General features: G+C 38.8%; 27 protein-coding genes. 19 read left to right on the forward strand and 8 right to left on the reverse strand.

Annotated elements, in window-relative coordinates; genetic code table 11:
* Positions 1–15: 15 nt before the first annotated feature.
* A complete protein-coding gene (locus AC106S_RS23020; RefSeq protein WP_482442235.1) occupies positions 16–1,263 on the reverse strand; it encodes a sensor histidine kinase in 1,248 nt (415 codons plus the stop codon).
* A 172-nt stretch (positions 1,264–1,435) separates the two neighbouring features.
* Here AC106S_RS23020 and AC106S_RS23025 point away from each other — a divergent pair, with 172 nt between their 5' ends.
* Positions 1,436–1,846 carry a DUF1573 domain-containing protein gene (locus AC106S_RS23025; protein ID WP_482442237.1) on the forward strand — a complete coding sequence of 137 codons (411 nt, stop codon included), beginning with the start codon at positions 1,436–1,438 and terminating at the stop codon, positions 1,844–1,846.
* Between the two features lie 103 nt (positions 1,847–1,949).
* Here the strand turns inward: AC106S_RS23025 and AC106S_RS23030 are convergent, their stop codons facing one another.
* The 7 genes from AC106S_RS23030 to clpB form a co-directional block, all read right to left on the reverse strand.
* Positions 1,950–2,948 carry a zinc metalloprotease gene (locus AC106S_RS23030; RefSeq protein ID WP_482442239.1) on the reverse strand — a complete coding sequence of 333 codons (999 nt, stop codon included), beginning with the start codon at positions 2,946–2,948 and terminating at the stop codon, positions 1,950–1,952.
* 259 nt (positions 2,949–3,207) lie between these two features.
* A complete protein-coding gene (locus AC106S_RS23035; protein ID WP_482442241.1) occupies positions 3,208–3,849 on the reverse strand; it encodes a response regulator in 642 nt (213 codons plus the stop codon).
* Positions 3,846–4,631, reverse strand: a complete 786-nt coding sequence (locus AC106S_RS23040; protein ID WP_482442243.1) for a sensor histidine kinase — start codon at positions 4,629–4,631, stop codon at positions 3,846–3,848. The genes AC106S_RS23035 and AC106S_RS23040 overlap by 4 nt, the downstream gene beginning before the upstream one ends.
* Complete coding sequence (locus tag AC106S_RS23045; RefSeq protein ID WP_482442245.1) at positions 4,607–5,257, reverse strand: hypothetical protein; 651 nt, start codon at positions 5,255–5,257, stop codon at positions 4,607–4,609. Before AC106S_RS23045 ends, AC106S_RS23040 begins: the two co-directional genes overlap by 25 nt.
* 28 nt (positions 5,258–5,285) lie before the next feature.
* Positions 5,286–5,831, reverse strand: coding sequence for a hypothetical protein (locus AC106S_RS23050; RefSeq protein WP_482442247.1), 546 nt, complete (start codon positions 5,829–5,831; stop codon positions 5,286–5,288).
* Between the two features lie 191 nt (positions 5,832–6,022).
* A complete protein-coding gene (locus tag AC106S_RS23055) occupies positions 6,023–6,169 on the reverse strand; it encodes a hypothetical protein (RefSeq protein ID WP_482442248.1) in 147 nt (48 codons plus the stop codon).
* A 148-nt stretch (positions 6,170–6,317) separates the two neighbouring features.
* Positions 6,318–8,912: an ATP-dependent chaperone ClpB gene (gene clpB / locus AC106S_RS23060; RefSeq protein WP_482442250.1), complete on the reverse strand. Its 2,595-nt coding sequence runs from the start codon at positions 8,910–8,912 to the stop codon at positions 6,318–6,320.
* A 278-nt stretch (positions 8,913–9,190) separates the two neighbouring features.
* Between clpB and AC106S_RS23065 the strand changes: the two genes are divergently transcribed.
* The 18 genes from AC106S_RS23065 to AC106S_RS23150 all read left to right on the forward strand — a co-directional run bounded on the left by AC106S_RS23065 (position 9,191) and on the right by AC106S_RS23150 (position 24,082).
* A complete protein-coding gene (locus AC106S_RS23065) occupies positions 9,191–10,324 on the forward strand; it encodes an ABC transporter ATP-binding protein (protein ID WP_482442252.1) in 1,134 nt (377 codons plus the stop codon).
* Between the two features lie 5 nt (positions 10,325–10,329).
* Positions 10,330–11,766 carry a hypothetical protein gene (locus AC106S_RS23070; protein WP_482442254.1) on the forward strand — a complete coding sequence of 479 codons (1,437 nt, stop codon included), beginning with the start codon at positions 10,330–10,332 and terminating at the stop codon, positions 11,764–11,766.
* A 5-nt stretch (positions 11,767–11,771) separates the two neighbouring features.
* Positions 11,772–12,350: a TetR/AcrR family transcriptional regulator gene (locus tag AC106S_RS23075; RefSeq protein ID WP_482442256.1), complete on the forward strand. Its 579-nt coding sequence runs from the start codon at positions 11,772–11,774 to the stop codon at positions 12,348–12,350.
* A 468-nt stretch (positions 12,351–12,818) separates the two neighbouring features.
* Positions 12,819–14,135, forward strand: coding sequence for a phenylacetate--CoA ligase family protein (locus AC106S_RS23080; RefSeq protein WP_482442258.1), 1,317 nt, complete (start codon positions 12,819–12,821; stop codon positions 14,133–14,135).
* Positions 14,135–15,220 carry a 2Fe-2S iron-sulfur cluster-binding protein gene (locus AC106S_RS23085; RefSeq protein WP_482442260.1) on the forward strand — a complete coding sequence of 362 codons (1,086 nt, stop codon included), beginning with the start codon at positions 14,135–14,137 and terminating at the stop codon, positions 15,218–15,220. Before AC106S_RS23080 ends, AC106S_RS23085 begins: the two co-directional genes overlap by 1 nt.
* Before the next feature lie 85 nt (positions 15,221–15,305).
* Complete coding sequence (paaA, locus tag AC106S_RS23090; RefSeq protein WP_047098169.1) at positions 15,306–16,244, forward strand: 1,2-phenylacetyl-CoA epoxidase subunit PaaA; 939 nt, start codon at positions 15,306–15,308, stop codon at positions 16,242–16,244.
* Between the two features lie 111 nt (positions 16,245–16,355).
* Positions 16,356–16,637: a 1,2-phenylacetyl-CoA epoxidase subunit PaaB gene (gene paaB, locus AC106S_RS23095; protein WP_002981782.1), complete on the forward strand. Its 282-nt coding sequence runs from the start codon at positions 16,356–16,358 to the stop codon at positions 16,635–16,637.
* Between the two features lie 105 nt (positions 16,638–16,742).
* Positions 16,743–17,492, forward strand: coding sequence for a 1,2-phenylacetyl-CoA epoxidase subunit PaaC (gene paaC / locus AC106S_RS23100; protein ID WP_482442263.1), 750 nt, complete (start codon positions 16,743–16,745; stop codon positions 17,490–17,492).
* An 82-nt stretch (positions 17,493–17,574) separates the two neighbouring features.
* Positions 17,575–18,039: a 1,2-phenylacetyl-CoA epoxidase subunit PaaD gene (paaD, locus tag AC106S_RS23105; RefSeq protein ID WP_482442265.1), complete on the forward strand. Its 465-nt coding sequence runs from the start codon at positions 17,575–17,577 to the stop codon at positions 18,037–18,039.
* 136 nt (positions 18,040–18,175) lie between these two features.
* Positions 18,176–18,976, forward strand: coding sequence for an enoyl-CoA hydratase-related protein (locus AC106S_RS23110; RefSeq protein ID WP_482442266.1), 801 nt, complete (start codon positions 18,176–18,178; stop codon positions 18,974–18,976).
* 128 nt (positions 18,977–19,104) lie between these two features.
* Complete coding sequence (locus AC106S_RS23115) at positions 19,105–20,253, forward strand: 3-hydroxyacyl-CoA dehydrogenase NAD-binding domain-containing protein (protein ID WP_482442268.1); 1,149 nt, start codon at positions 19,105–19,107, stop codon at positions 20,251–20,253.
* A gap of 24 nt (positions 20,254–20,277) precedes the next feature.
* Entirely contained in the window at positions 20,278–20,505 is a 228-nt protein-coding gene (locus AC106S_RS23120; RefSeq protein ID WP_482442270.1) for a hypothetical protein, read from the forward strand.
* 23 nt (positions 20,506–20,528) lie between these two features.
* Positions 20,529–20,837, forward strand: coding sequence for a hypothetical protein (locus AC106S_RS23125; RefSeq protein ID WP_482442271.1), 309 nt, complete (start codon positions 20,529–20,531; stop codon positions 20,835–20,837).
* Positions 20,838–20,842: 5 nt separating this feature from the next.
* The gene (locus AC106S_RS23130; RefSeq protein WP_482442354.1) at positions 20,843–21,256 is read left to right on the forward strand and encodes a PaaI family thioesterase; all 414 of its coding nucleotides are present in this window, start codon (positions 20,843–20,845) and stop codon (positions 21,254–21,256) included.
* A gap of 50 nt (positions 21,257–21,306) precedes the next feature.
* Positions 21,307–21,573: a four helix bundle protein gene (locus tag AC106S_RS23135; RefSeq protein ID WP_482442355.1), complete on the forward strand. Its 267-nt coding sequence runs from the start codon at positions 21,307–21,309 to the stop codon at positions 21,571–21,573.
* 45 nt (positions 21,574–21,618) lie between these two features.
* Positions 21,619–22,824 (forward strand): 3-oxoadipyl-CoA thiolase, encoded by a 1,206-nt coding sequence (gene pcaF, locus AC106S_RS23140; RefSeq protein ID WP_482442273.1) that lies wholly within the window; start codon positions 21,619–21,621, stop codon positions 22,822–22,824.
* A 100-nt stretch (positions 22,825–22,924) separates the two neighbouring features.
* Positions 22,925–23,518 carry an acyltransferase gene (locus AC106S_RS23145; protein ID WP_482442275.1) on the forward strand — a complete coding sequence of 198 codons (594 nt, stop codon included), beginning with the start codon at positions 22,925–22,927 and terminating at the stop codon, positions 23,516–23,518.
* Positions 23,519–23,749: 231 nt separating this feature from the next.
* The gene (locus AC106S_RS23150) at positions 23,750–24,082 is read left to right on the forward strand and encodes a transposase (RefSeq protein WP_482442276.1); all 333 of its coding nucleotides are present in this window, start codon (positions 23,750–23,752) and stop codon (positions 24,080–24,082) included.
* The last annotated feature ends 22 nt before the right edge of the window (positions 24,083–24,104 follow it).

Consider the following 24,104-nt stretch of genomic DNA (forward strand, 5'->3'; position numbering starts at 1 on the left):
CCTGCTTATATTAATTTAAAAAGGGAAAAAGATCGTGACTGTAATTCCCCGGTCTGCATTGTTTTCAACTGAAATTTTCCAGCCATGCTGCTGAACGATTTTTTTTACATAAAATAATCCTAACCCGAACCCGGTAACTTCATCGCTTTTTTGTGTGTTGATCCTGTAAAATTTATCAAAAATATGAGGAATATTTTTAACAGGGATTCCCATTCCGTTGTCTTTGAACTTTAAATATAAGCCTTTTGAATCTTTAGCGGAAGAAATGAAAATTTCAGGGTGGGTTTCACAATACTTGACAGAATTGTCTAAAATGTTGTAAACGATATTGGTAAAGTGAAATTCATCTGCCATTACAGAGGTGTTGTTTTCAATATCTATATGAATGCTGAGGTTTTCGTTTTTCTGAAGCAGGGTGTCGGCAATTTCCCGTATGAAAGGAAGCAGCATGATCTTCTGGGGTTTTAATGACAGTCCGGAGGTGTCGGTTCTGGCAATATTCAGTATTTTTTCAATATGGCTGTTGAGTTTGTGGCTTTGGTTGATGATAATGGAAGTATAGGTCTGAAGTTTGGAATTTTCCTGTATGGCGGCCTGTTTGTCAAGCGCTTCGGAAGCCAGGAGGATCGATGATAGCGGAGTTTTGAACTCATGGGTCATATTATTGATAAAATCCCGCTGAAGCTCAGAGAATTTTTTTTGCTGAATAATGGTGTAGATAGAATAAACATACACCAGAAGAATGATGATAAGGGCAAATGTGAGTAAATACCAGAATCTTAAAGAACTGATCAGGTAGGTGGTTTTGTCAGGAAAACGGATCGAAAAATAATAGGTCAGGTTTTTGTGTTTCGGGAAATTAATTGCTTTGTTATGGGTGTCCTCCTGGTTTTTGGGAATGTATTTTCCGTAGATCATTTTATCACTATGACAGTTGTATAGGGCGTATACGTAATCGGTATTGATCTGAAATCGGTTGAATTCTGTCTTCAGGTAATGTTCAAGAACCACAGGGTGAAATTCATTGTTAATATTCACGACATAATAGTCGTTGGCAATGTTCTGTACCGGATTCTCTGTGAAAGAGTTTTTTCCTCCGGATAATTTCTCCACAACCTCCAGTAAGGCAATATTTACTTTTTGATTAAATTTTTTGTCTTCAAGGTTATACGCCTGGCGGGTCCAGAGGAGCTGGGCTATCAGAATTCCGATAATAGCTACAAACCCGAGCGTTATAATAATATTAAGTCTTTTTATTTCCATTTCCTGAAACAATATTATCCAAAAATATTTATTAATCTTTTATCATTAACAACTCGTTAACAAATGTTTGATAACGGTTAACAACTTATGCGGATATTCCCCTTTACATTTGTCATATCAAAAAAAAGAATAACGATTTTCTTTCATCTTTTAACTGTTAAAATTTATACTCATGAAAAAATTGACTATCTCTGCACTTCTGGCTGTTTTTGCCTTCTCTCCGTTTTATGCTAATGTATCGGCTACTGAGAATCCGGCCGTAGTAAAAACGATCAAAGCTGCCATTAAGTGGAAATCAGAATCTGTTGATGTGGGAAATATTCCTCAGGGAAAACCAAAACTGATCAGGTTTGAATTTACCAATACCTCCTCAGAACCGATCATTATTGAAAATGTAGCACCATCATGCGGATGTACCACTGCGGATTATTCCAAAAAAGCTATTGCGCCTGGTAAGAAAGGATTTGTAGAAGCCAGTTATAATGCAGCAGCGGTGGGACCATTTGTAAAAAATGTGACTGTAACGACAAGCGACAGCAAAACTCCTAAAGTACTTACGTTTAAAGGAGTGGTTGTTTCATAATTAATCTTTAAAACAATGAATAAAGCCGTTTCACAATAAGGAAACGGCTTTTTCATGTTTTGCTTCAGAATGTTTTTGAAGCAAATTATTGGGATTAGTGATTTTAATAGAGTCTTAATCCTGATCTTGGGCCGGAAGCTGCTACAACAGCCTGCATTCTCTGCTTCTGATTGGCTGTGAACATATGCATTACTTTATCATCCACATAGTCCATATAGTTCATGAACATCTGTGAACGGCTTACCCCGCTGCATACACGGTTGAGAGGGTAGGACGGAATTCCGTAATTCGGGCCGGGGGAAACCGGGGTGTCGTTGGAGTAATCTGTCTGACATCCTGTATTGGAAGAGCCCCAGAGATGAGGAAGGTTCAGGTAATGTCCCACTTCATGAGTGGCGGTTCTTCCCAGATTGAACGGTGCGGAGGTTCCTGATCCGGTTCCGATATAAGGAGCGGCAATTACAACTCCATCCAGGGATGAAGAAATAGTTCCCGGATAATAAGCGTATCCAAGTGTACCGTCAGTCATCTGATTAACGATCCAGATGTTCAGATAATTGTCCGGAGATGTGGCTGCAATTCCTGTGCTTGCTGCTTTCATTTTGTTCTGGTCCGGATTCCATAGGGTAGTGTTGCTCTGTTTTCTGACCACTTTTGCCAGTCTGAACCTGATCTTTGTATCTCCTGCTTTTACGGGAACAAATTCAGCGGGTGTATTGTTTATGTCCGAGTTTGTTGCTCCGTAATCTTTATTCAGGACATCAATCTGAGTCTGAAGTCTGGCATCGGAAACATTTTCGGAGGCTGTTTTATAGACAACATTGAATACAACGGGAATTTCTACGGTACCGTCTGCCAGTACCTTGCCCACTTTAATGTCGTTGATGTGGTCTTCGGTATATTTTTCAATGGCATTTACCCTGGCGCGGGCTGAAGGGTCTTTGCTTAAAATTTCATCCCTCATTCTGTCGGAAGGGCAGGTTCTTTTGCCGGTGGCTTGTGTGGTTTGCGGTTCAGCTTCAGGAGATCCGCCTGTTGAATTCATGTCGTTGCTGCAGGAGGCCAGAAAGCATATTCCGGCTCCTAATAGAACTTTTTTCATAATATATTTTTAAGTGGTTTGAACTGCTAAATTATATTATAAAAAATTAATATACAAAACAAATTTATAAATATTTGTATATATTGCATATTATCGCCTTTTTTATTGGGTTTTATTTATTTAATCCGGTTTTTTATTGATTTAAATTCATTTTAAATAATAATAACTGAATTTTTTAACCAAAAATTTATCTTTATAGAGTGATATATTGTTGATTGTATAAAAAAAGAAATGTTTTTTTTGGGAATGTATTTTTAGGTTAATTGGCGAAACCATTCTTAATAGCAAAAACAGCAAGTCCAACCCGGGTTTTGAGATCTAATTTATCACAGAGCTGGTCACGGTAGGTTTCTACTGTTCTGGGACTGCAGCACATTTTATCTGCAATCTCTTTATAGCTCAGTTCGGTTACAGTGTATTTCAGGAATTCTTTTTCACGGTCTGAAATTCGTACTGAATTTTCAGTATCCGTTTCTTTTCCGATATTGGAGAAAATGATTTTAGAGGCCCATTCAGGATAAAAAAAGCCTTCGGAGTTTAATTTTATCAGAGCTGTTTCCAGGTCTTTCGGATGAGTATTTTTCAGTAAATATCCTTTTGCTCCGTTTCTGATCATTTTGATCACGCTGTTGTCGTCACCCTGCATACTGAGCGCCATTACCTTGATATCGGGATGATGCCTGGTGAGCCATGATGCTGTTTCGAAGCCGTCCATGATCGGCATGCTGATATCCAGCAGGATGATATCCGGAACCTGGCTGTTATTTTCCAGCTTCTGAATCAGATCCTTGCCGTTTTCGCATACATAGATTACTTCAAATTCGCTGAAATTGCCTATAATTCCTTCCAGGGCTTTAGCAATAAGAATATGGTCGTCAACGATCACTATATTTTTTTTCATGACTTTTTCTTTAAAATAATGTTGAGAGAAGTGCCGTTATTTTCGTGGCTTTCAAATTTAAAATCTGCTCCAATGATAGCTGCCCTGTTTTTCATATTGGTAAGGCCAATACCGTTTGATGTCACCTGAGTACTGTCGAACCCGATGCCGTCGTCTCTCAGGTTGAGTTCCCAGAGATTATCTTCGGAAGTATTCAGATTGATGAAAATATTTTTGCAGCCGGCATGCTTTATACTGTTCTGGATAAATTCCTGGGTAATTCTCAGCAATACGTTTTTATGCACAAATCCCAGATCCAGATGTTCGAAATTATGTTCAAACGTGATGAGACATCTTTTAAAAGCATTGGTATTATCTACTTCTTCCTGAATCAGAGTAACAATTTCCTTTTGATTTATATTGTCATCTGTCAGGGTTTTTGAAAGGCTTCTGAGGTCCTGGAGCGACTGGTTGACAATCTGGGAAACCTGGTCAATTCTTTCACTTACTTCAGGTACTTTGTTTTCATAAAGAAGCTGTTGGGTGTACAGACTTACGAGTGTCAGCTTCTGTCCGATATTATCGTGAAGCTCTCGCCCGATCTGCTGCATCGTAGCCTGCTGAATTTCCAGCTGGGTAGCCAGAAGTTCACGTTTGTGGATTTCGTTTTTTATTTCAATTTCATTTATATATTCTCTTTTGCGCTGTTTGTATTTTCGGATGTAAATAATCACAGCCACAACAAACAGCACAAAAAAGATATTAAAAAGAATAATAGTTATGATGAGCTCTGTTTTCCCCATATGAAAGAAATTGAAAATAAAAGGTACATAATAATTCCCGTAATCAGAAAATAATTAAAATAGAGACTCCAGAGTTCCTTGTACTCGCTGATAAGGCTGAAAAAAGTCCAGAATGGCAATGTTCCGATATAGAATAAAGTGACTCCCAGATTAATATAGAACATTTTATTTCTGCTGAAATTTAAAATTTCAGAGGAGTTGACCTGTTTATAATATTCCATAATTACCAATACCATAAGAATAAGGCAGCCGAAAGTATAATTGAATGAGAAAATTATTTTTTTACTGGTAAAGAAAAATTCACTGGGTAAAAAGGAGAACAGATACAGAAGTGATAAAACATAAAACAGCCTGGGTTTTCCAAAAGACTTTGCTGCATACAGCCAGTAGAAAAAGATGAATTCCAGAGGGATGACAAAATAGTTGAAAAACTTTGGTTTATCATATTCTATCAGATAATGCCCCCATTTTCCCATCACCTCACAGAGGAACATCATAATAAGGTACAAAGAGAAGAATCTCCAGTAACGTTCTTTTCCGCGGTTGTAGTAAAAAAGAGAAATAAGGGCAGCAAATCCTTCTGTCCAGATTAAAGATTCCTGAAGTATTTTCTGAAAGTCAGTCATATGTGATGTTGAGGAAAATGTAGCTCAATTAATAATTTTGTACTTTAGGATCCGACGGAGGAGCCAGGGTTCCATGATTTTCTGCAAGGGTTGGATCAGGAATCGGGCCGCCTTTTGATCTGGACAGTAAAGCCGTTGATTTTCCGGAAGTACCGCTGGAAGGATCAAAATCGTAATCAAGCATTTCACCGTTTTCATCAGCCTTTTTCAGGGTAGGAATCATTACCAGCGTATGTCTCTCTGCATATTCCCTTTCTACGGGATGATCTGCCATGATATCCCAGTCCTCCGCTTTTGGATAGGCAGCGTAATAAAACCTGATGCCCATATCTTTATCCGAAACATCGGGATTGATATTTCTTGCTTCGTCTTCTATGGCAGCGATGAAGTTTTTCAGCTTGGGAAGATCAAACCAGATTGAATTGGAATCGGTAATGCCTAATTCTTTGTTAACCGCATTCATCTGGTTGTTTCTGTAATTGTCAATAAGTTTTTGAATCAGATCTGAAGCAATGGTATTGGTCCCACGGGCGGCTTCTAAAGCTCCGTCTTCCAGAGTAGTTTTTGTTTTCATAACGTAGTTTTATAGTAGAATGTTAGTTGTTACTGCAAATCTCGTAAAAAAACAGGTTAAACACATGGGGTTTTCCCTGTTTATTTACCGGGTTTTTACGGATTGTCGATTTGAATTATTCTAAAAACGGAATGGAAAACTTCAACGGAAGAGAGAATGAAAAACGGAGAATTATTTTTCTCCGTTTCAGTTTAGATACATGGATATCTTCTGGGGTCCCTGCAGATATTTCCGGTTGAACAGCAAAGCCCCTGCGGGCAGTTCATGTCGATATCACATTCTGTAATTGGTGCACCGCCACTGATTTTCTTTAATTCATTTCTTTTTAATTTTTTCATACTGATTTTGTTTGAGTTAATAATTTGTCTGTATGGTAAATATAGTAATATTTCACATTGTTTTGATAAATATGTGGTAAAAAAATAAGTGCTGCAGATTGGGCTGCAGCACTTACTTACAAAAATAATATATATGAAAAAAACTACTTTATTGTTCAGACGGTCTGAAAACAAGACCTGTTTCGTCAAAATAATCCAAAGTGATCCGGTCTCCGTCATTCACGTTTCCTGCGAGAATTTCTCTGGACAGTTTGTTGAGAACTTCCTGCTGGATCACCCTTTTTAAAGGTCTGGCTCCGAAAGCAGGATCATAACCTTTGTTCATCAGATAATCCACGGCATCCTGAGTGGCGGTCATAATGATGTTGCGTTTTGCCAACATATCGTTGAAGCCTCTCAGCTGATACTGAACGATTTTTCCAATCTCTTTTTTTCTTAAAGGCTGGAACAGTACCACTTCGTCAATTCTGTTCAGGAATTCCGGACGGAGCGTCTGTTTCAGCAGATCAAAAACCTGGTCTTTGGTTTTATCTACAATTTCATCCTGGTTTTCATCTGTGATATTTTCAAAATTCTCCTGGATCAGGTGTGAACCTAAATTCGAGGTCATGATAATGATGGAGTTTTTGAAATTCACCACACGTCCTTTATTATCAGTTAAACGTCCGTCATCCAGAACCTGAAGCAGGGTATTGAATACATCCGGATGTGCCTTTTCAATTTCATCCAGAAGAACCACGGAATATGGTCTTCTTCTTACCGCTTCAGTAAGCTGCCCACCTTCATCATAACCTACATATCCCGGAGGAGCTCCCACTAATCTGGAAACACTGTGGCGTTCCTGATATTCACTCATATCAATCCTCGTCATATTGTTTTCATCATCAAACAGGAACTCGGCTAAAGCTTTTGCCAGCTCAGTTTTACCAACTCCGGTTGTACCCAGGAACAGGAATGATCCGATAGGTTTTTTCTCGTCACTCAGGCCGGCTCTGTTTCTGCGGATAGCATCTGCAACCGCCTGGATAGCCTCGTCCTGACCTACAACCCTGTGATGAAGTTCGGTTTCCAGGTTAAGAAGTTTCTCTCTTTCTGACTGTAACAGCTTGGTAACAGGAATTCCTGTCCATTTTGCAATCACTTCAGAAATGTTTTCAGAAGTAACCTCTTCCTTGATCAGCTCGTTCTGATGGTTCTGCATTTCAAGTTCCATCGTACTGAGTTCTTCTTCTTTCTCGCGGAGTTTTCCGTACTGGATCTCTGCTACTTTTGCATAATCTCCCGCTCTTGAAGCTCTCTCTGCTTCATGTTTCAGAGATTCAATATCTTTTTTGATCTGGGTAAGATCCTCACTTTTCTGTTTTTCTTTCAGCCATTTGGCATTGATCTCGTTTCTCTCTTCGGAGATTTTGGCGATATCTTCTTTCAGATGATCAATCTTGGTCTGGTTGCCTTCTCTGGAAATAGCTGCCAGCTCAATTTCAAGCTGCATCAGTCTTCTGTCCAGTACATCAAGCTCCTCAGGCTTTGAATTGATTTCCATTCTCAGTTTGGCAGAAGCCTCGTCAATAAGGTCGATCGCTTTGTCCGGTAAAAAACGGTCCGAAATATATCTCTGTGACATTTCCACAGCCGCAATAATAGCTTCATCCTTGATTCTTACCTTGTGGTGGGCTTCATATTTGTCTTTGATTCCGCGAAGGATGGAAATGGCGGATTCTGTATCCGGCTCTTCCACCATTACTTTCTGGAAACGTCTTTCCAGTGCTTTGTCCTTTTCAAAATATTTTTGATATTCATTCAGGGTAGTGGCACCGATAGCTCTCAGTTCACCTCTTGCCAAAGCGGGTTTAAGGATGTTGGCAGCATCCATGGCACCTTCTCCGCCCCCTGCTCCTACAAGGGTGTGGATCTCATCAATAAAAAGAATGATCTGTCCGTCTGATTTGATTACTTCATTGACTACGGATTTCAGACGCTCTTCAAATTCGCCTTTGTATTTGGCTCCGGCAATCAGGGCTCCCATATCCAGTGAGTACAGGGTTTTGTCCATCAGGTTTTCCGGTACGTCTCCACTGATGATACGGTGTGCAATTCCTTCTGCAATTGCTGTTTTACCAACACCCGGTTCCCCGATAAGGATAGGGTTGTTCTTTGTTCTTCTGGAAAGGATCTGAAGTACTCTTCTGATCTCTTCATCACGTCCGATTACAGGATCCAGTTTTCCTTCTGCTGCTAATTCGTTGAAGTTTTTTGCATATTTATTCAAGGATTGATAAGTTTCTTCCGAGCTTGCAGAAGTAGCCTTACTTCCTTTTCTTAATTCTTTGATCGCACCTTCTAAGAGATTTTTGGTTACCCCCATGTCTTTAAGCATTTTGGAAACTTCCGAAGATGTTTCTAAAAGAGAAAGCCATAAATGCTCAATCGTTACATATTCGTCACCCATTTTTTTAGCGATGTTGGGAGCATCTAATAATACTTTGTTGGCAGATTGTGATAAGTAAATATTTCCTCCCTGTACTTTAGGAAGTTTTTCCAAATTTTCACGGTTGCGTTCTCTTACCAGATTGGCATCTGCTTCAGATTTTTTCAGTAAGAAAGGCGATATATTTTCATCCACCTGGAAAATTCCTTCCAGAATGTGTTGAGGTTCAATACTCTGGTTGCCAAATTCCATGGCAGTCTGTTGTGCAGCCTGGATGGCTTCCTGTGATTTTACAGTATATTGGTTTAAGTTCATATTTTTATATTTTTTGTAATGATAAGTTCAGGTTTAATTTTTTAAAAACATCAAGAAACTAAATTTTAAGGCTTAGTTTCTTAATGCCATCAGTTATTTAATCATTTAATCGATTACCTTATCGCAAAAACTGTTCAATTATTAAATTTATAAAAAATATGGACAAAATTTCCGGATTTGTTATTTTTAACGTAAAATTAACTTGACAAAATTTCCGGTTTTAATTTTATCCGGAGAAAACAAAATATTTAATACCTTTTAGGACGAAATAAAAAACCATGAATACTTTTCAGAAACAGAAAGAGGAAACAGCAGAGCAGATCAGTTCCGGAAACTATGATCAGGCACTGAAACGGATCATAGATTTTACGCTGGATACTGAACAGGTCAGATTATACAGGAAGGTCAACCTGTTTTTGAAGTGGTTCTGCGGCCGGCAGCATTCGGAAGAAGTTCCTGAAAAACTGAATGTCCTGCTTTCTGAAATTACAGAAGAGCTTCAGCATAAGGAGCCTGTGGACCGGCATATTCTTACCAAGATGATAGGGTGGGAGAAAAAATATTCCCAATCTTTTACATTAGGACCTGTCAGCCTTGAACTCAGGACTGGAGAAATAACAGGTCTGGTAGGGGAAAACGGAAACGGAAAAACCACTCTTCTGCGCTCTCTGTGCGGAGAACTGAAATCAGATAAAGGAGAGCTTTATTATCTGTTCCCGTATACAGATACCTATGATCTCCGCTCCAAACTTATTTATATTCCGCAGCGGACTCCTTCATGGAGGGGAAGTCTTATTCAGAACCTTCTGTTTACGGCAGTATCATACGGGTATTCTCCTGAAGAAGCAGTTGAGATTACAGAACTGGTTATTGCAAGACTGGGATTAAGGGAATTCAGGGATTATGCCTGGAAAAATCTCAGCTCAGGATATAAAATGAGGTTTGAACTTGCCAGAATGCTGTTAAGGAGGCCTAAAATTCTGCTCATTGATGAGCCGCTCGCCAATCTGGATATTATTGCCCAGCAAACTGTTCTGGAGGATCTCAGACAGATTGCAGATTCACCGTTCCGTCCTTTGGCAGTAGTTCTCAGTTCACAGCAGCTGTATGAAGTAGAGAAAAATTCCGGTCAGATTATCTTTCTGAAAAAAGGAAGACAGCAGAATCTGGATGCGCACGAAGCCGGATCTCTTATTATAGAATTCGAAACTGATGAAGGGATTGCAGAACTTAAGCGTAAGCTCTCTATGCTGCCGATGCATTCTCTTGAGCAGAACGGAAGTACATTTATAGCCACTTTTAACGGAGATATGAAAAGAGAAGATTTTATAAAATTTTCTTTGGACCAGGAAATTAATCTGGTTTATTTCCGTGATATTTCAAAATCAAGCCGGGTTTTCTTTTTAAAATAGATCTTATGTTGAAAAAATTTGATACTCAATTACTGCTTCGGTTTCCATTGTTGTGGAATACCAGATTTCCTTATATGATGATTGTGGGAATACTGTTTCATATACTGGCATTTCTGGCTGGCTTCTGGTTTAATGATTTTGGAAAAGATCTTTATCATAAAGAGGTTTATTTTTATAAAAACAGAGATCTTACAGCATTGGGAATTGGGATTACAGGAAGTGTTATTGTTCTTGTATGGTTTCTGTTTTATATCAGGAATAATGGTTTCAAATCATTTTACCCTAAAAAGAAAGACGGTCTTTTTAAAGAATGGCTGATTGTACTGGGAATTCTCGTGTTTTTTTCAATGGCCTTTTTCTCTGTAAATTATGGGAGCAGATATGCGGCAAGAACTGTTTTTTCGACAGAGAAGCTGAACCGGAATGCTGAAATTACCTATAAAGGCAGACTGCTGATGCTTAATGACGAATACAATAAGGAAAGGCAGCCCGAAAGTTCCTATATAGATCCTGTTGATTCTGTATATCATACCATTGACAGTGAGTTTTTTAAATATAAAGACAAAGAGTATCCCTGGAAAAGTATGATAGCCAATCAGGACGGGGAAACATTTTACTATGATAACAAATTAGATTCCGTATATACAGATGAGGTCAGACAGCTCTTTTATAAAAATGATTCTGTCAGGCTGCGAAAAATCCTGGATCAATATTCTGGTCTGCTTAAAGAACACCATTTGGAAACCAATGTAACCCCTGCATTGTGGTTTAAATATTTTTATAATAAGGAATTTGTTTCTGATGTTTTCATTGGTGACAGAAGAGGGAATGCCTATGATCTTCCTGAATACCCTCACGATAAAAAAGGACTTTATGCAGACTCCTATATCCTGAAAGAGTATTATGGCAACCTGATAATAGCGAGAGATGTTAAAGTATTGGATGATGATGTTTTTCTGGCATTGCTGTATCTGGCGGTTGCCCTATCAATGGTTGTGATTACATTCAGGGTATCTTCTCTTCTGCAATGGTTTATTTCTGTTGTAACGTTTATTTTACTGATCATCATCAATACCGCTTTGCTGGGATTTATTAGCGACCGTGTTGTAGGTTTTCAGATTTTTTTGATAGCTTTGCTCGCGGAATTAATTGTTTTCCTGTTGCTTGCTTTAATGAGCAGATACAGGAAAAACCTGTCATCAATAGCATTAAATGTAATTATTTTAGGCTTTACTTTCATAATCCCCTCCGTAATAGCTGTGTTTCGCAATGCATTTTGGAGTATGCGGTCACACCAGTTTGGTTTTTATACTGAAAGTGAATCCTATACGTTAGATCGTTTTTTTAGTGATGCAGCAGCAGGAAATCTTATTTTGACAGGGATTGTGATGCTTCTTTTATTAAGATGGGTACGCAGCCGAAAAGCACTTCCGGGTAACTGAGAAATATGGAACTTAAAGAAAAACAGAAAAAAATACTAGACGTAGCCGTAGAACTTTTCAAGGAGAAAGGGTATATGGGAAGCTCGGTAAGAGATCTGGCTACGAAACTCAATATTAAAGCGGCATCTTTATATGCCCATATCCGTTCCAAAGAAGAAATTCTGGAATGGATATGTTTTGGTATTGCCCGGGAATTTTTTGATGAACTTCAGAAAGTGAAAAATACGGAAGCTGCCCCAAAGGAAAAGCTGAACCTGTTTATTGATAAACATCTGTCCGTAGTACTTAAAAACCGTGATGTTACCCACATTTATTCCAATGAATGGAAGCACCTTGAAGACAGGCTGCCGGAGTTTGTAGAACTCCGGAAAAATTATCAGCAGGAAGTGGAAGAACTGATTTCTGAGATTTATCGGGCTGAGGAATGGGAACTTAAATCACCATCTTTTACCACAAGATTCATCCTTCATACTTTAAATAACTCTTACTTCTGGTTCAAAAGAAACAGCGATTCCACGGATGAAATTACTGAGGAAATCAGAGATAAAATCCTTTTTGGTCTGCTCGGAAACCAGAAATATTGATGGAGTGCATTTTTGAACAGTAATTTTCACAGAATAGCTTTTATAATACCTGCAGATAGTAAACACATCGTTATAGGACCGCTTCATCGAATCAACGGAGTTGATTTTACCTCTTTGCTCCCTCTAAATCAGCATTACCTGTCAACGAACTTTGCGTTTAAAAAAAACATAAATACAAATTTCCCACAGATTGTACGGATTTCACCGATTTTATGATTTTAATTCTCGCGGATCCGGCAGATTGAGCAGATTTTTTAGAAGGTCTGATCTCGTTATGTTAAAAATAAGGAGAACCGTTATAATTCAGTACAATTATACTTTCCATCTTCTTGCTCCCGGCTTCCATCCTTATCTCATCAGAATTTCAGTTATTTAGAATTGTTCAAAATATGACGAAAGTCATAAAAATTTTGTCAGATGGCAAAATCTTTTTAAATTTACACCTAACAAATGTTAGTTAGTTAAGGTATGGATTTTTCAGTTGAATATTTGAAGCTCGACCAGTTGAGACAGCTTCAGTCTGACCGGTTGGCGGCTTTAGTCACCTATCTTGCAGAGCGATCAGAATTTTATAGAAGAAAGTTTAATGAATCGGGAATTGCTCCGGAAGAGATAAGGTCGATAGAAGATATTGCGAAACTTCCGATTACTTACAAACAGGATCTGAGAGATCACTATCCGTTCGGATTGTTTACCGTTCCGAAAAACGAGCTGCAGAGAATTCACTGTTCAAGCGGAACAACCGGAAAACCAACGGTGGTGGGCTACACCAAAGAAGATGTAGATCTTTTCAGTGAAGTCGTGGCAAGATCATTGAGTGCTGCCGGTGCCAGACCTGGAATGCAGCTGCACAATGCCTACGGATACGGAATTTTTACCGGAGGACTGGGACTTCATTACGGAGCTGAAAAATTAGGAATGAGCGTTCTTCCGATTTCCGGAGGAATGACAGCAAGACAGGTAGATCTGATCATGGATTTCAAACCGGAAGTGATCTGCTGCTCACCATCCTATGCACTGACGATTGCCGATGAATTTGCCAACAGAGGTATTTCTGCGGAAGAAATCAGTCTGAAATATGCGGTTTTAGGCTCTGAGCCGTGGACGGAAATTATCAGAGGACATATTGAAGAAAGATTGGGTCTTCACGCCACGAATATTTACGGGTTAAGCGAAATTATCGGTCCCGGGGTTTCCATGGAAGACTTTGAGGAAAAAGGAGGTTCCTATATCTGGGAAGATCATTTCTATCCGGAAATTTTAGATCCGGTTACCAAGCAGCCGGTTCCTTTCGGGGAAGAAGGGGTTTTGGTAATTACTACATTAACAAAAAAAGCAATGCCGCTTTTACGTTACTGGACCAATGATATCACCAGCCTGTATTACGATGAAAACGGTAGAAGAAGCATGGTGAAAATGAGACCGATCAAAGGAAGAGCAGACGATATGCTGATCGTAAGAGGGGTAAATGTTTATCCGAGCCAGATTGAAGAAGCCTTTTCCCATGTAAAAGGAGTGGTCCCGAATTATTACCTGACACCCATTGAAAAAGAACAGATGTGTGTAGCCCTGGATATTGATGTGGAAATAGGAGATGAATGGGTGAAAGAACAGAAAATACTGGCCGGTACCGATGATTATTTTAATTTTGTCGGAAACTTTGGAAAAATCATAGAAAACGAAATAAAAAAACGCGTAGGAATCACCACAAAAGTAAAAATTCACACACAGGACAGCTTACCCAAGTGTGAAGGCGGAAAAATTAATAGAATACTTAAAAAATAATGAATTCATTTTATAAACTTAAGACTGTAAAAGTTCAGAAAGATACTCCCGAGGCAGTAAATGTAGCGGTAGAAATCCCTGAAGAGCTGAAAGATAAATTCAGGTTCAAGCAGGGGCAGTATCTTAATTTCCGGATGATGATCAACGGGAATGAAGAAAGACGTTCTTATTCCATCTGCAATGCTCCGAGCGAGAAAAGCAATACACTGGAAGTATTGGTGAAGCTCCTGGAAGGCGGTAAAGTTTCAGGATATTTCAACGAACATCTTCATATGGATGAGCTTCTGGAAGTAATGCCTCCGATGGGAGGTTTCAATACCTCTTATCATCCTACGAACGTAAAAACCTATGTTGGTTTGGCAGCGGGAAGCGGAATCAGTCCGGTTTTATCAAATATTAAAGAAAGTCTTTATCAGGAGCCTAACAGCAACGCTTATCTTTTTTACAGCAACAGAAGCATGAATCATGTGATGAAAAGAGCGGAGATCGATAAGCTGGTAGAACACTTCAACGGAAGACTTAAAGTAATCTATCTGGTAAGCCGCGAAAAGCACGAAGATCCTGTATTTGAAGGACGTATTTCTGCGGAAAAACTGGAGCAGCTGTTTGAAAGATACGCAGATATTGATGTTAAAGAAGCAACTTATTTCATCTGCGGACCTGCAGAAATGATCAAAGGAATCGCCGATTATTTAAAGAAAGATAAAAAAGTACCTGCCATTCAGGTCTTGTTTGAATACTTCACGGCTCCTGATGAAGAAAATTCTGAGGAAATGAGTGAAGAGTTTAAGGCGATTGCCAATATTGAAAGTATGGTAACGGTTATCATCGATGATGATGAATATTCGTTCCACTTAAATTCCAAAAAAGAGAGTATCTTAGATAAGGCATTGAAAGACCAGCTTCCGGTTCCTTTCGCATGTAAAGGAGGCGTGTGCTGTACGTGTAAAGCGCAGGTTCTGGAAGGAGAAGTATTCATGGAGAAAAACTACGCGCTTACCGAAGAAGAAGTGGCCAGAGGTTATGTTCTGACCTGTCAGTGTCACCCGACAACGAATGTGGTGATGCTTAATTATGATGTTTAAAAATTAATGTAACAATGTAACAATTTACCAGTGTAACAATCATTGGTACATTGTTAGACTGATACATTGCTAAATTGAAAAAATTATGGACTTAGAAAAATTTGTTCAATACGTTCACGAAGAAAATAAAGTAGAACCAAAAGATGTAATGCCTGATGATTACAGGAAATTATTGGTTCGTCAGATTTCACAGCACGCCCATTCTGAAATTGTCGGGATGCTGCCGGAAGCCAACTGGATTTCAAGAGCCCCTTCATTGAGGAGAAAAATGGCGCTTTTGGCTAAAGTTCAGGATGAAGCAGGACATGGTTTATACCTTTATTCTGCAACAGAAACATTAGGAGACGGAAGCATCAGAGCAGACAGAGATGCTACCTATGACGATATGCTGGAAGGAAAAGCAAAATACTCAAGTATTTTCAATTACCCTACCTTGAGCTGGGCAGATATAGGAGCGATCGGCTGGCTGGTAGACGGTGCTGCTATTATGAACCAGGTAATGCTGATGGGGAACTCTTATGGACCGTATTCAAGAGCAATGGTGAAGATCTGTAAAGAAGAATCATTTCACCAGAGACAGGGATATGAAATTCTGATGGCGCTTTGCCGTGGTACCAAACAGCAGAAAGAAATGGCCCAGGCTTCATTGAACCGTTTCTGGTGGCCGGCTCTGATGATGTTTGGCCCGAATGATGACAGTTCGCCCAACTCTAAAATCTCTATGAATTACAGAGTTAAAAGAGAAAGTAATGACAGTCTTCGTCAGAGATTTATTGATGTTACCGTTTCTCAGGCTGAATTCTTAGGATTAACTATTCCTGATAAAGACCTGAAATGGAATGAAGAAAGACAGCATTATGATTTCGGAGAGCTTCCGTGGGATGAATTCATGGCAATCTTAAAAGGAAACGGTCCCTGTAATAAAAAGCGTATTGAAACGAAGAGAAAAGCTCAAAGAGAAAATTCCTGGGTAAAAGAAGCGGCGATAGCTTTTGCAGAAAAACAACAAAAAGAAGTAATATAATAATGTAACAATATACCAATGTAAAAATGTAACAATCATTGTCATGCTGAGCTTGCCGAAGCATTTCATTGGTAAAATGGTACATTGATACATTGTTAAATTAATTTGACTATGGCAAATTTAGATATGTGGGAAGTGTTTATTCAGACTAAACCGGGATTATCCCACAAACATGTTGGAATTGTACAGGCGCCAACAGCAGAAATGGCTTTACAGAACGCAAGAGACGTTTATACAAGAAGAAAAGAAGGAACTTCTGTTTGGGTAGTTCCAAGTAAATATATTGTGACTTCAGAGGGAGTGGATAAAGAAGCATTCTTCGATCCTGCTGACGATAAACTATACCGTCACCCCACTTTCTACGAAATTCCTAACGACGTAAAAAATATGTAATAAGAATAAGACCTGGAGATAATAGACAAATAGATAAAAGACTTTAAGGTCCGCCTATCTATTTTCTATCCATCTATTATCTATCCGTCTTTAAATTGAAAAACAATGAACCCATTATATAATTATTTATTAAAACTGGCAGACGACAGCTTCATTATGGGGCAGCGTTTGTCTGCGTGGTGCGGTGAAGGTCCTTACCTGGAAGAAGATATTGCATTGACCAATATTGCATTGGATGAATTGGGACAGGCTAATAACTTCTACGTGTATGCTTCAAGAGTCATTGATAATGGTAAAAGTGAAGATGATATTGCCTTTTTAAGATATGAGCACGAATATATCAATGCTCACTGGACAGAGCTTCCCAATGAAGATTATGCACAGACCATCCTTAAAGTATATGTGTTTTCCGTATATCAGAAACTGATGTATGAAGCATTGTCAAATTCTGCGAACGAAGAACTTTCTGCAATTGCCCAGAAATCACTGAAAGAAGTAAAATACCACTATACCCACGCTTCTTCCTGGATGAAGATCTTTGCTCAGGGAACAGAAGAAAGCCGTACCCGTTTAGAGAATGCTATTGAAAATATCTGGGAGTACACCAAAGGACTTTTTGCCAAATCAGAAGGTGAAGACGATCTTGCTGTATTGAATATCGTTCCGAATGTTGATGAACTATACAAAGAATTTATTGCCATTACAGAAAAAGATTTCCAGAATTTCGGATTAGAATATCCAACCAATCCGTTCATGCAGCCGAAATCAAGAACAGGGTATCATACAGAATACTTCGGGTATATCCTTTGTGAGCTTCAGTATATGCAGAGAGCATATCCGGGGTGTACGTGGTAGAAAATGTCAGATTGATGTATCAGTATAACAATGTAGCAATCATTGGTACCTGTTATACTGCTGAATTGTTAAATCGAAGAAATTGAACAGCTTACTAGATTTATTAAAAACAATCCCGGATCCGGAAATCCCGGTCATCGATATTGTGGAATTGGGAATCGTAAGAGATGCACAGATTACAGGAGAAAACACCTGTGAAGTGATCATTACGCCTACCTATTCTGCGTGTCCTGCTATGTTCACCATTGAAGAGGACATTATCAAAATGATGAAGGAAAACGGCTGGGATGCGAAGGTGGTAACCAAAATGTTTCCCATCTGGACAACAGACTGGTTAACGGATGAAGCAAGAGAAAAACTCCGTGCCTACGGAATTACACCTCCGGAAAAAGGAGCGGATGAACATCACATCGGGAAACCTAAGAAATGCCCGAGATGCGGTTCAGAGCATACCAAACAGATCAGCAGGTTCGGGTCTACTCTGTGTAAGGCATCTTATCAGTGTTTAGACTGCCTGGAGCCGTTTGATTATTTTAAATGTCATTAAAATTAATTTAGCAACGTATCAATGTAGCAGTTTACCAATATGTTCAGTATGACATTATAATTCTTGTATTGTTAGAATGGTAAATTGTTACATTATGAGTAAATTAGTACGTTGTTAAATAATAAAATTAAAAACTATGTATACACAACTCGATATCGAAACGCATTTTGACGGGAAGCTCAAAATAGCCTACCTCAATCAGCCTGAAACAATGAATGCTCTTACAAAGCCGTCTTTATCAGATCTGAAAGATTTTATTAAAGAATGCAGCGAAGATGAAACCGTAAGATGTGTTGCCATTTCAGGAAGAGGAAGAGCTTTCTGCTCAGGACAGAACCTGGATGATGCTTTTGTACAAGGAAACGAGCATCGGGACAATGATATTATCAGAAAAATCGTAGTAGACTACTACAATCCTTTAGTGATGGAAGTCACCCGTTGTAAAAAACCGGTAGTTGCTCTGGTAAACGGTCCTGCGGTAGGAGCAGGAGCTATGCTGGCCCTGATCTGTGATTTTGTACTGGCAAACAACAAAGCGTATTTTTCACAGGCATTCTCCAATATCGGATTAATCCCTGATACAGGAGGAACCTATTTCTTACCGAAACTTTTAGGTAGACAATTGGCTAATTATCTGGCTTTTACAGGAAAGAAACTATCAGCGGAAGAATCCAGATCGTATGGTCTTGTGGCAGAAGTGTTTACAGAAGAAGAATTTGCTCCGAAATCAATGGAGATCCTTGAAAAAATGGCCAATATGCCAACTGCAGCGATCAAATTAACTAAGAAAGCGTTTGCAAACTCTTACACCAATACCCTGAAAGAGCAGCTTGAATTAGAAGGAGATCTTCAGCAGGAAGCCGCAGAAACAGAAGACTTCATAGAAGGAGTCAATGCATTTTTACAGAAAAGAAAACCTGATTATAAAGGAAAATAAAATTAAATTAATATAACAATTGATCAATGTAACAATTTACCAATAATCATAAAGCTGCGGCAGAAATCCAATTTTTGACAAAATTGTTACATTGGTAAACTGATGCATTGTTACATTATTTTTAAAATATGAATATCGGAATTATCGGTGCAGGAACTATGGGTGTAGGAATTGCCCAGGTAGCTGCAACAGCGGGATGCAGAGTTGTGTTATTTGATGCCAATGCCCCGCAGATTGATAAAGCGCTAGCAGGCCTGGAAAAGACCCTTCAGAAACTGTCTGAAAAAGGTAAAATCTCCCGGGAAAAAGCCGCAGAAATCAGAAATAATATCGTTAAAGGTGAGGCGCTTCAGGATTTAAAAGATTCAGATCTTGTTATTGAAGCCATCATCGAAAACAAAGAAATCAAAACCAAAGTATTCACAGAACTTGAAACCTATGTTTCAGAAAGCTGTGTCATCAGTTCCAATACCTCTTCCATCTCTATCACCTCTCTGGGTGCAGAACTAAAGAAGCCGGAGCGTTTCATCGGAATTCACTTTTTCAATCCGGCACCTCTGATGCCTTTAGTGGAAATTATCCCATCCTTACTGACCGAAAAAACATTAGCGGAAAAAATGTATATCCTTATGAAAGATTGGGGGAAAACACCGGTTATTGCTAAAGATATTCCGGGATTCATCGTGAACAGGATCGCCCGTCCATACTATGGAGAAGCATTAAGAATTGTGGAGGAAAATATTGCCGCTCCTGAACAGGTAGATGAAGCTATGAAAACCCTCGGAAACTTCAAAATGGGGCCGTTTGAATTAATGGATCTTATCGGGGTTGATGTCAATTTTGCAGTAACTACCACAGTTTACAAAGATTATTTCTATGATCCTAAGTATAAGCCGTCTTTGCTTCAGCAGAGAATGTCTGAAGCCAAACTTCACGGCAGGAAAACCGGAAAAGGCTTTTATGATTACAGTGAAGGAGATTCGACGGCCAGAGAGAGTCAAAATTCGGTTGCAGAGAAAAATGATGCATTATACCAGCAGATCTTTCTGAGAATTATTTCAATGCTGATTAATGAAGCCGTTGAAGCTAAAAGATTAGGGGTAGCTAATGATGAGGATATCGAACTGGCCATGCAGAAAGGAGTCAACTATCCGAAAGGATTATTAGATTGGGGAAAAGAGATCGGATACGCAAAAATTTCAGAAACACTGCAGAATCTTTACGGAGAATATCAGGAAGAAAGATACAGACAAAGCCCTTTATTGAGGAAATTATAAATACTGTTAGCTGATTTATTTGAAATGAGCAGGTCAAGAAAGAAAACACCCATAACGGGAACTACTACTGCTGTGACAGAAAAAGAGAATAAAAGAGAAGCTAACCGGAAATTGAGAAGACTGAACAGGATCAAAATTCATAAGAAAGAGTATGATTTCTTTCAGTTAAGAGAAATATCGGATGTCTGGGGATTTGACAAGGATGGTAAAAAATACCTGAAAGCACCGGATAAAAAGGATTTAAGGAAGTAAAAGGTTAAGAGATCAATATTTTCATGAATATAGAAGAATTCAAAACTGAACTGGAAACAAGGCTTATCATCGAAAAAGAGTACCTGATTCAGGAGATATCTTCAGTAGATCATGAGGAAAAGCTTGAATTATTAGGAATATTTAACGGAAAATACAGGGACCTGATCAGAAGACTGGCAGGTGAGGAAGGTATCGACCTGAATGCTCCTTTCCAGTCTGAAGCCCCGTCTGAATCGGAAAACCTTACCTACGAACAGATTATTCTCGGCAAAACCATGAGTGTTTACGATAGATTATCTGATGAATTATATGAAGAAATAACAAACGTATGACAGAAATGAACCCAAGACAGGTAGCAGATTATATGCTCAATCAGGACTATTTTTCCCAGTGGATGAATATCAGCCTGATTGAAGTGAAAGAAAATTACTGTCTGATAGAAATGCCCGTCAAAAAAGAAATGATCAACGGGCTGAAAACAGTACACGGAGGGGTAACTTTTGCTTTTGCAGATTCTGCTCTGGCCTTTTCCTCCAACAATACCGGAGATGCAGCGGTTGCATTAAACTGTATCATCAATTTTACCAAAGCCGGAAAAGAAGGTGATATCTTCAGGGCAGAAAGTGTTCTGGTAAATGATACCAGAAAAACAGCTGTTTACGATATTAAGATCACCAACCAGAATAACGAGTTGATCGCAAAATTCGTAGGAACAGTATATAAAATAGGAAAAAAAGTAACTGAACTATAAGTTCAATGTAATAATATACCAGTATAACAATGTACCAATAATAAAAGAAAATTTGTTATAGCAAACAACTATTACGTTCCGGAACAAGTATAGGTGCAAATGCTTTTGAGGCACAAAATCCTCACAGTAAGAATGATTTTGTAAATAAAATTAAAATTGCAGCTAAAGAATTAGAAGAAACCAAATATTGGCTATATCTGTGTAAGAATTCTAAAACTTATCCTTTTGAAGAAAAATTAGAAGTTCAAATTACAGAGATTGGAAAGATAATATATAAAATATTAAGTACAAGTTTAAATAAAAATCAATCAATCTAGTATTGTTACCCTGTTACATTGCTAAATTGTTATATTAAAATAATTATGAACAACGTATACATCATAGACTATGTCAGAACTCCCATCTCAAAACTGCAGGGAGGTTTATCAGAAATAAGGGCCGATGACCTCGCGGCCATTGTAATTAAAGAAATCGTAGCCAGAAATCCCGAAGTTCCTGCTGAAGAAATTGAAGATGTGATCTTCGGATGTGCCAACCAGGCGGGAGAAGATAACAGAAACGTAGCCAGAATGGGACTTTTACTGGCTGGTCTTCCTTATAAGATAGGAGGTGAAACTGTTAACAGGCTCTGCGCCTCCGGAATGTCGGCCGTAGCCAATGCATTCCGTTCTGTTGCAGCCGGAGAAGGAGAACTTTATATTGCAGGAGGAGTAGAGCATATGACACGTTCGCCGTATGTAATGTCAAAACCAAGTGCAGCTTTCGGAAGAGACAGCCAGATGTTCGATACCACGTTCGGGTGGCGTTTCATCAATCCGAAAATGAAAGAAATGTACGGAGTTGACGGAATGGGAGAAACTGCGGAAAACCTTGCAGATATTCATCAGATCAGCAGAGAAGATCAGGATCAGTTTGCCCTTTGGTCCCAGCAGAAAGCATCAAAAGCTCAGGAAAGCGGAAGACTGGCAGAAGAAATTGTTAAAGTGGAAATTCCACAGAGAAAAGGAGATCCGATTGTTTTTGAAAAAGATGAATTTATCAAACCTTCATCATCTATGGAAGGTCTGGCAAAACTTCGTCCGGCATTCAGAAAAGACGGAACTGTAACTGCCGGAAATGCTTCCGGAATGAATGACGGAGCAGCAGCGCTAATCCTTGCAAGCGAAGAGGCCGTGAAAAAATACGGATTAAAACCAAAAGCTAAGATTCTGGGATCATCCGTAGCCGGTGTAGAGCCGAGAATTATGGGGATAGGACCTGTGGAAGCCACACAGAAATTACTGAAAAGACTCAACCTGTCTTTAGAAGATATGGATATCATCGAACTGAACGAAGCGTTTGCGGCCCAGGCATTAGCCGTAACAAGAAGCTTAGGTTTAAAAGATGACGACGCAAGGATAAACCCGAACGGAGGAGCTATTGCCATCGGACATCCTCTGGGTGTTTCAGGAGCAAGAATTGTAGGTTCTGCCGCCATAGAACTTCAGAAACAGGATAAAAAATACGCATTGTGTACCCTTTGTATCGGTGTAGGGCAGGGATATGCAATGGTGATTGAAAAAGTATAATTTTTTCAATAATGTAACAATATAACAGTTTACCAATATAACAATATTCATCTATTGCTAGAATGTTACATTGTTAAATAGGTACATTAATTTAAATTTTATGAACATCTATTCATACCACGGCATACGCCCCGTTATAAAACCATCAGCCTACATCCATCCGCAGGCTGTAATCATTGGAAATGTAGAAATTGGTGAAGAGGTCTATATCGGGCCTAACGCAGTGATTCGCGGAGACTGGGGAAAGATTATCATTAAAGACGGAGCCAATGTTCAGGAAAACTGTACCCTTCATGTATTTCCGAATATAGAAACCATTCTTGAAGAATCCGCGCATATCGGACACGGAGCCATTATTCATTCCGGACATATCGGAAAGAACTGCCTCGTAGGGATGAATTCCGTAGTGATGGATAAAGCGGTTATCGGAGACGAATGTATCATCGGTGCCCTGGCCTTTGTTCCCGCTAATTTTAAATGTGAGCCTAGAAAACTGATCGTAGGAAGCCCGGCAAAGATCATCCGTGACGTTTCTGATGAAATGATCCGCTGGAAAACAGAAGGTACAAAACTGTATCAGGAACTGGCAAGAGAGGGCAGAGAAGCCATACTTCCATGTGAACCTTTTACAGAATATGTGCAGCAGATCCCTACAAAAGTTGTTGATTACAGCATTTGGGATGATGTGAAGTAGCTGGGTGTAAATCTAAACCTAACAGGTTTCCAAAACCTGTTAGGTTTCAAAAAATAAAGCACCGGAAAAAAATGATCAGAAAATTTTAAATTTGAAGAAATCCGTCATATTTTTTCCCCGGCTGAAGAGTCCAAAACTATCTTTCATGGACCTTCAAATAGGGAATATGTGAAGTAGCTGGGTGTAAATCTAAACCTGTCAGGTTTCAACAAATAAAGAATCAGATAAAAAATGATCAATACAGAAAATTTTGAATTTGAAGGAGTCTATCATATTTTTTCCCATGTTAATGGGACGGAAAATATTTTTCGTGAAACTTTAAACTATCGATATTTTCTGGAAAAATTAGAGAAATATATTCTTCCTCTAGCTGATATCTATGCTTACTGTCTTTTGCCCAATCATTTTCATTTATTATTAAGATTTAAAAACTTTGATGATATGAATAATGAAAATGAACACCAGTTTTTAATGAAACCTTTCAGTGATTTGCTGAATGCTTATGCAAAAGCTTATAATAAGATGTATAACAGAAAAGGGGCACTTTTTATGGATGTAGAGTAGTAGTAAACAATGTATCGGATTT

The organism is Chryseobacterium sp. FR054, from assembly GCF_056844565.1.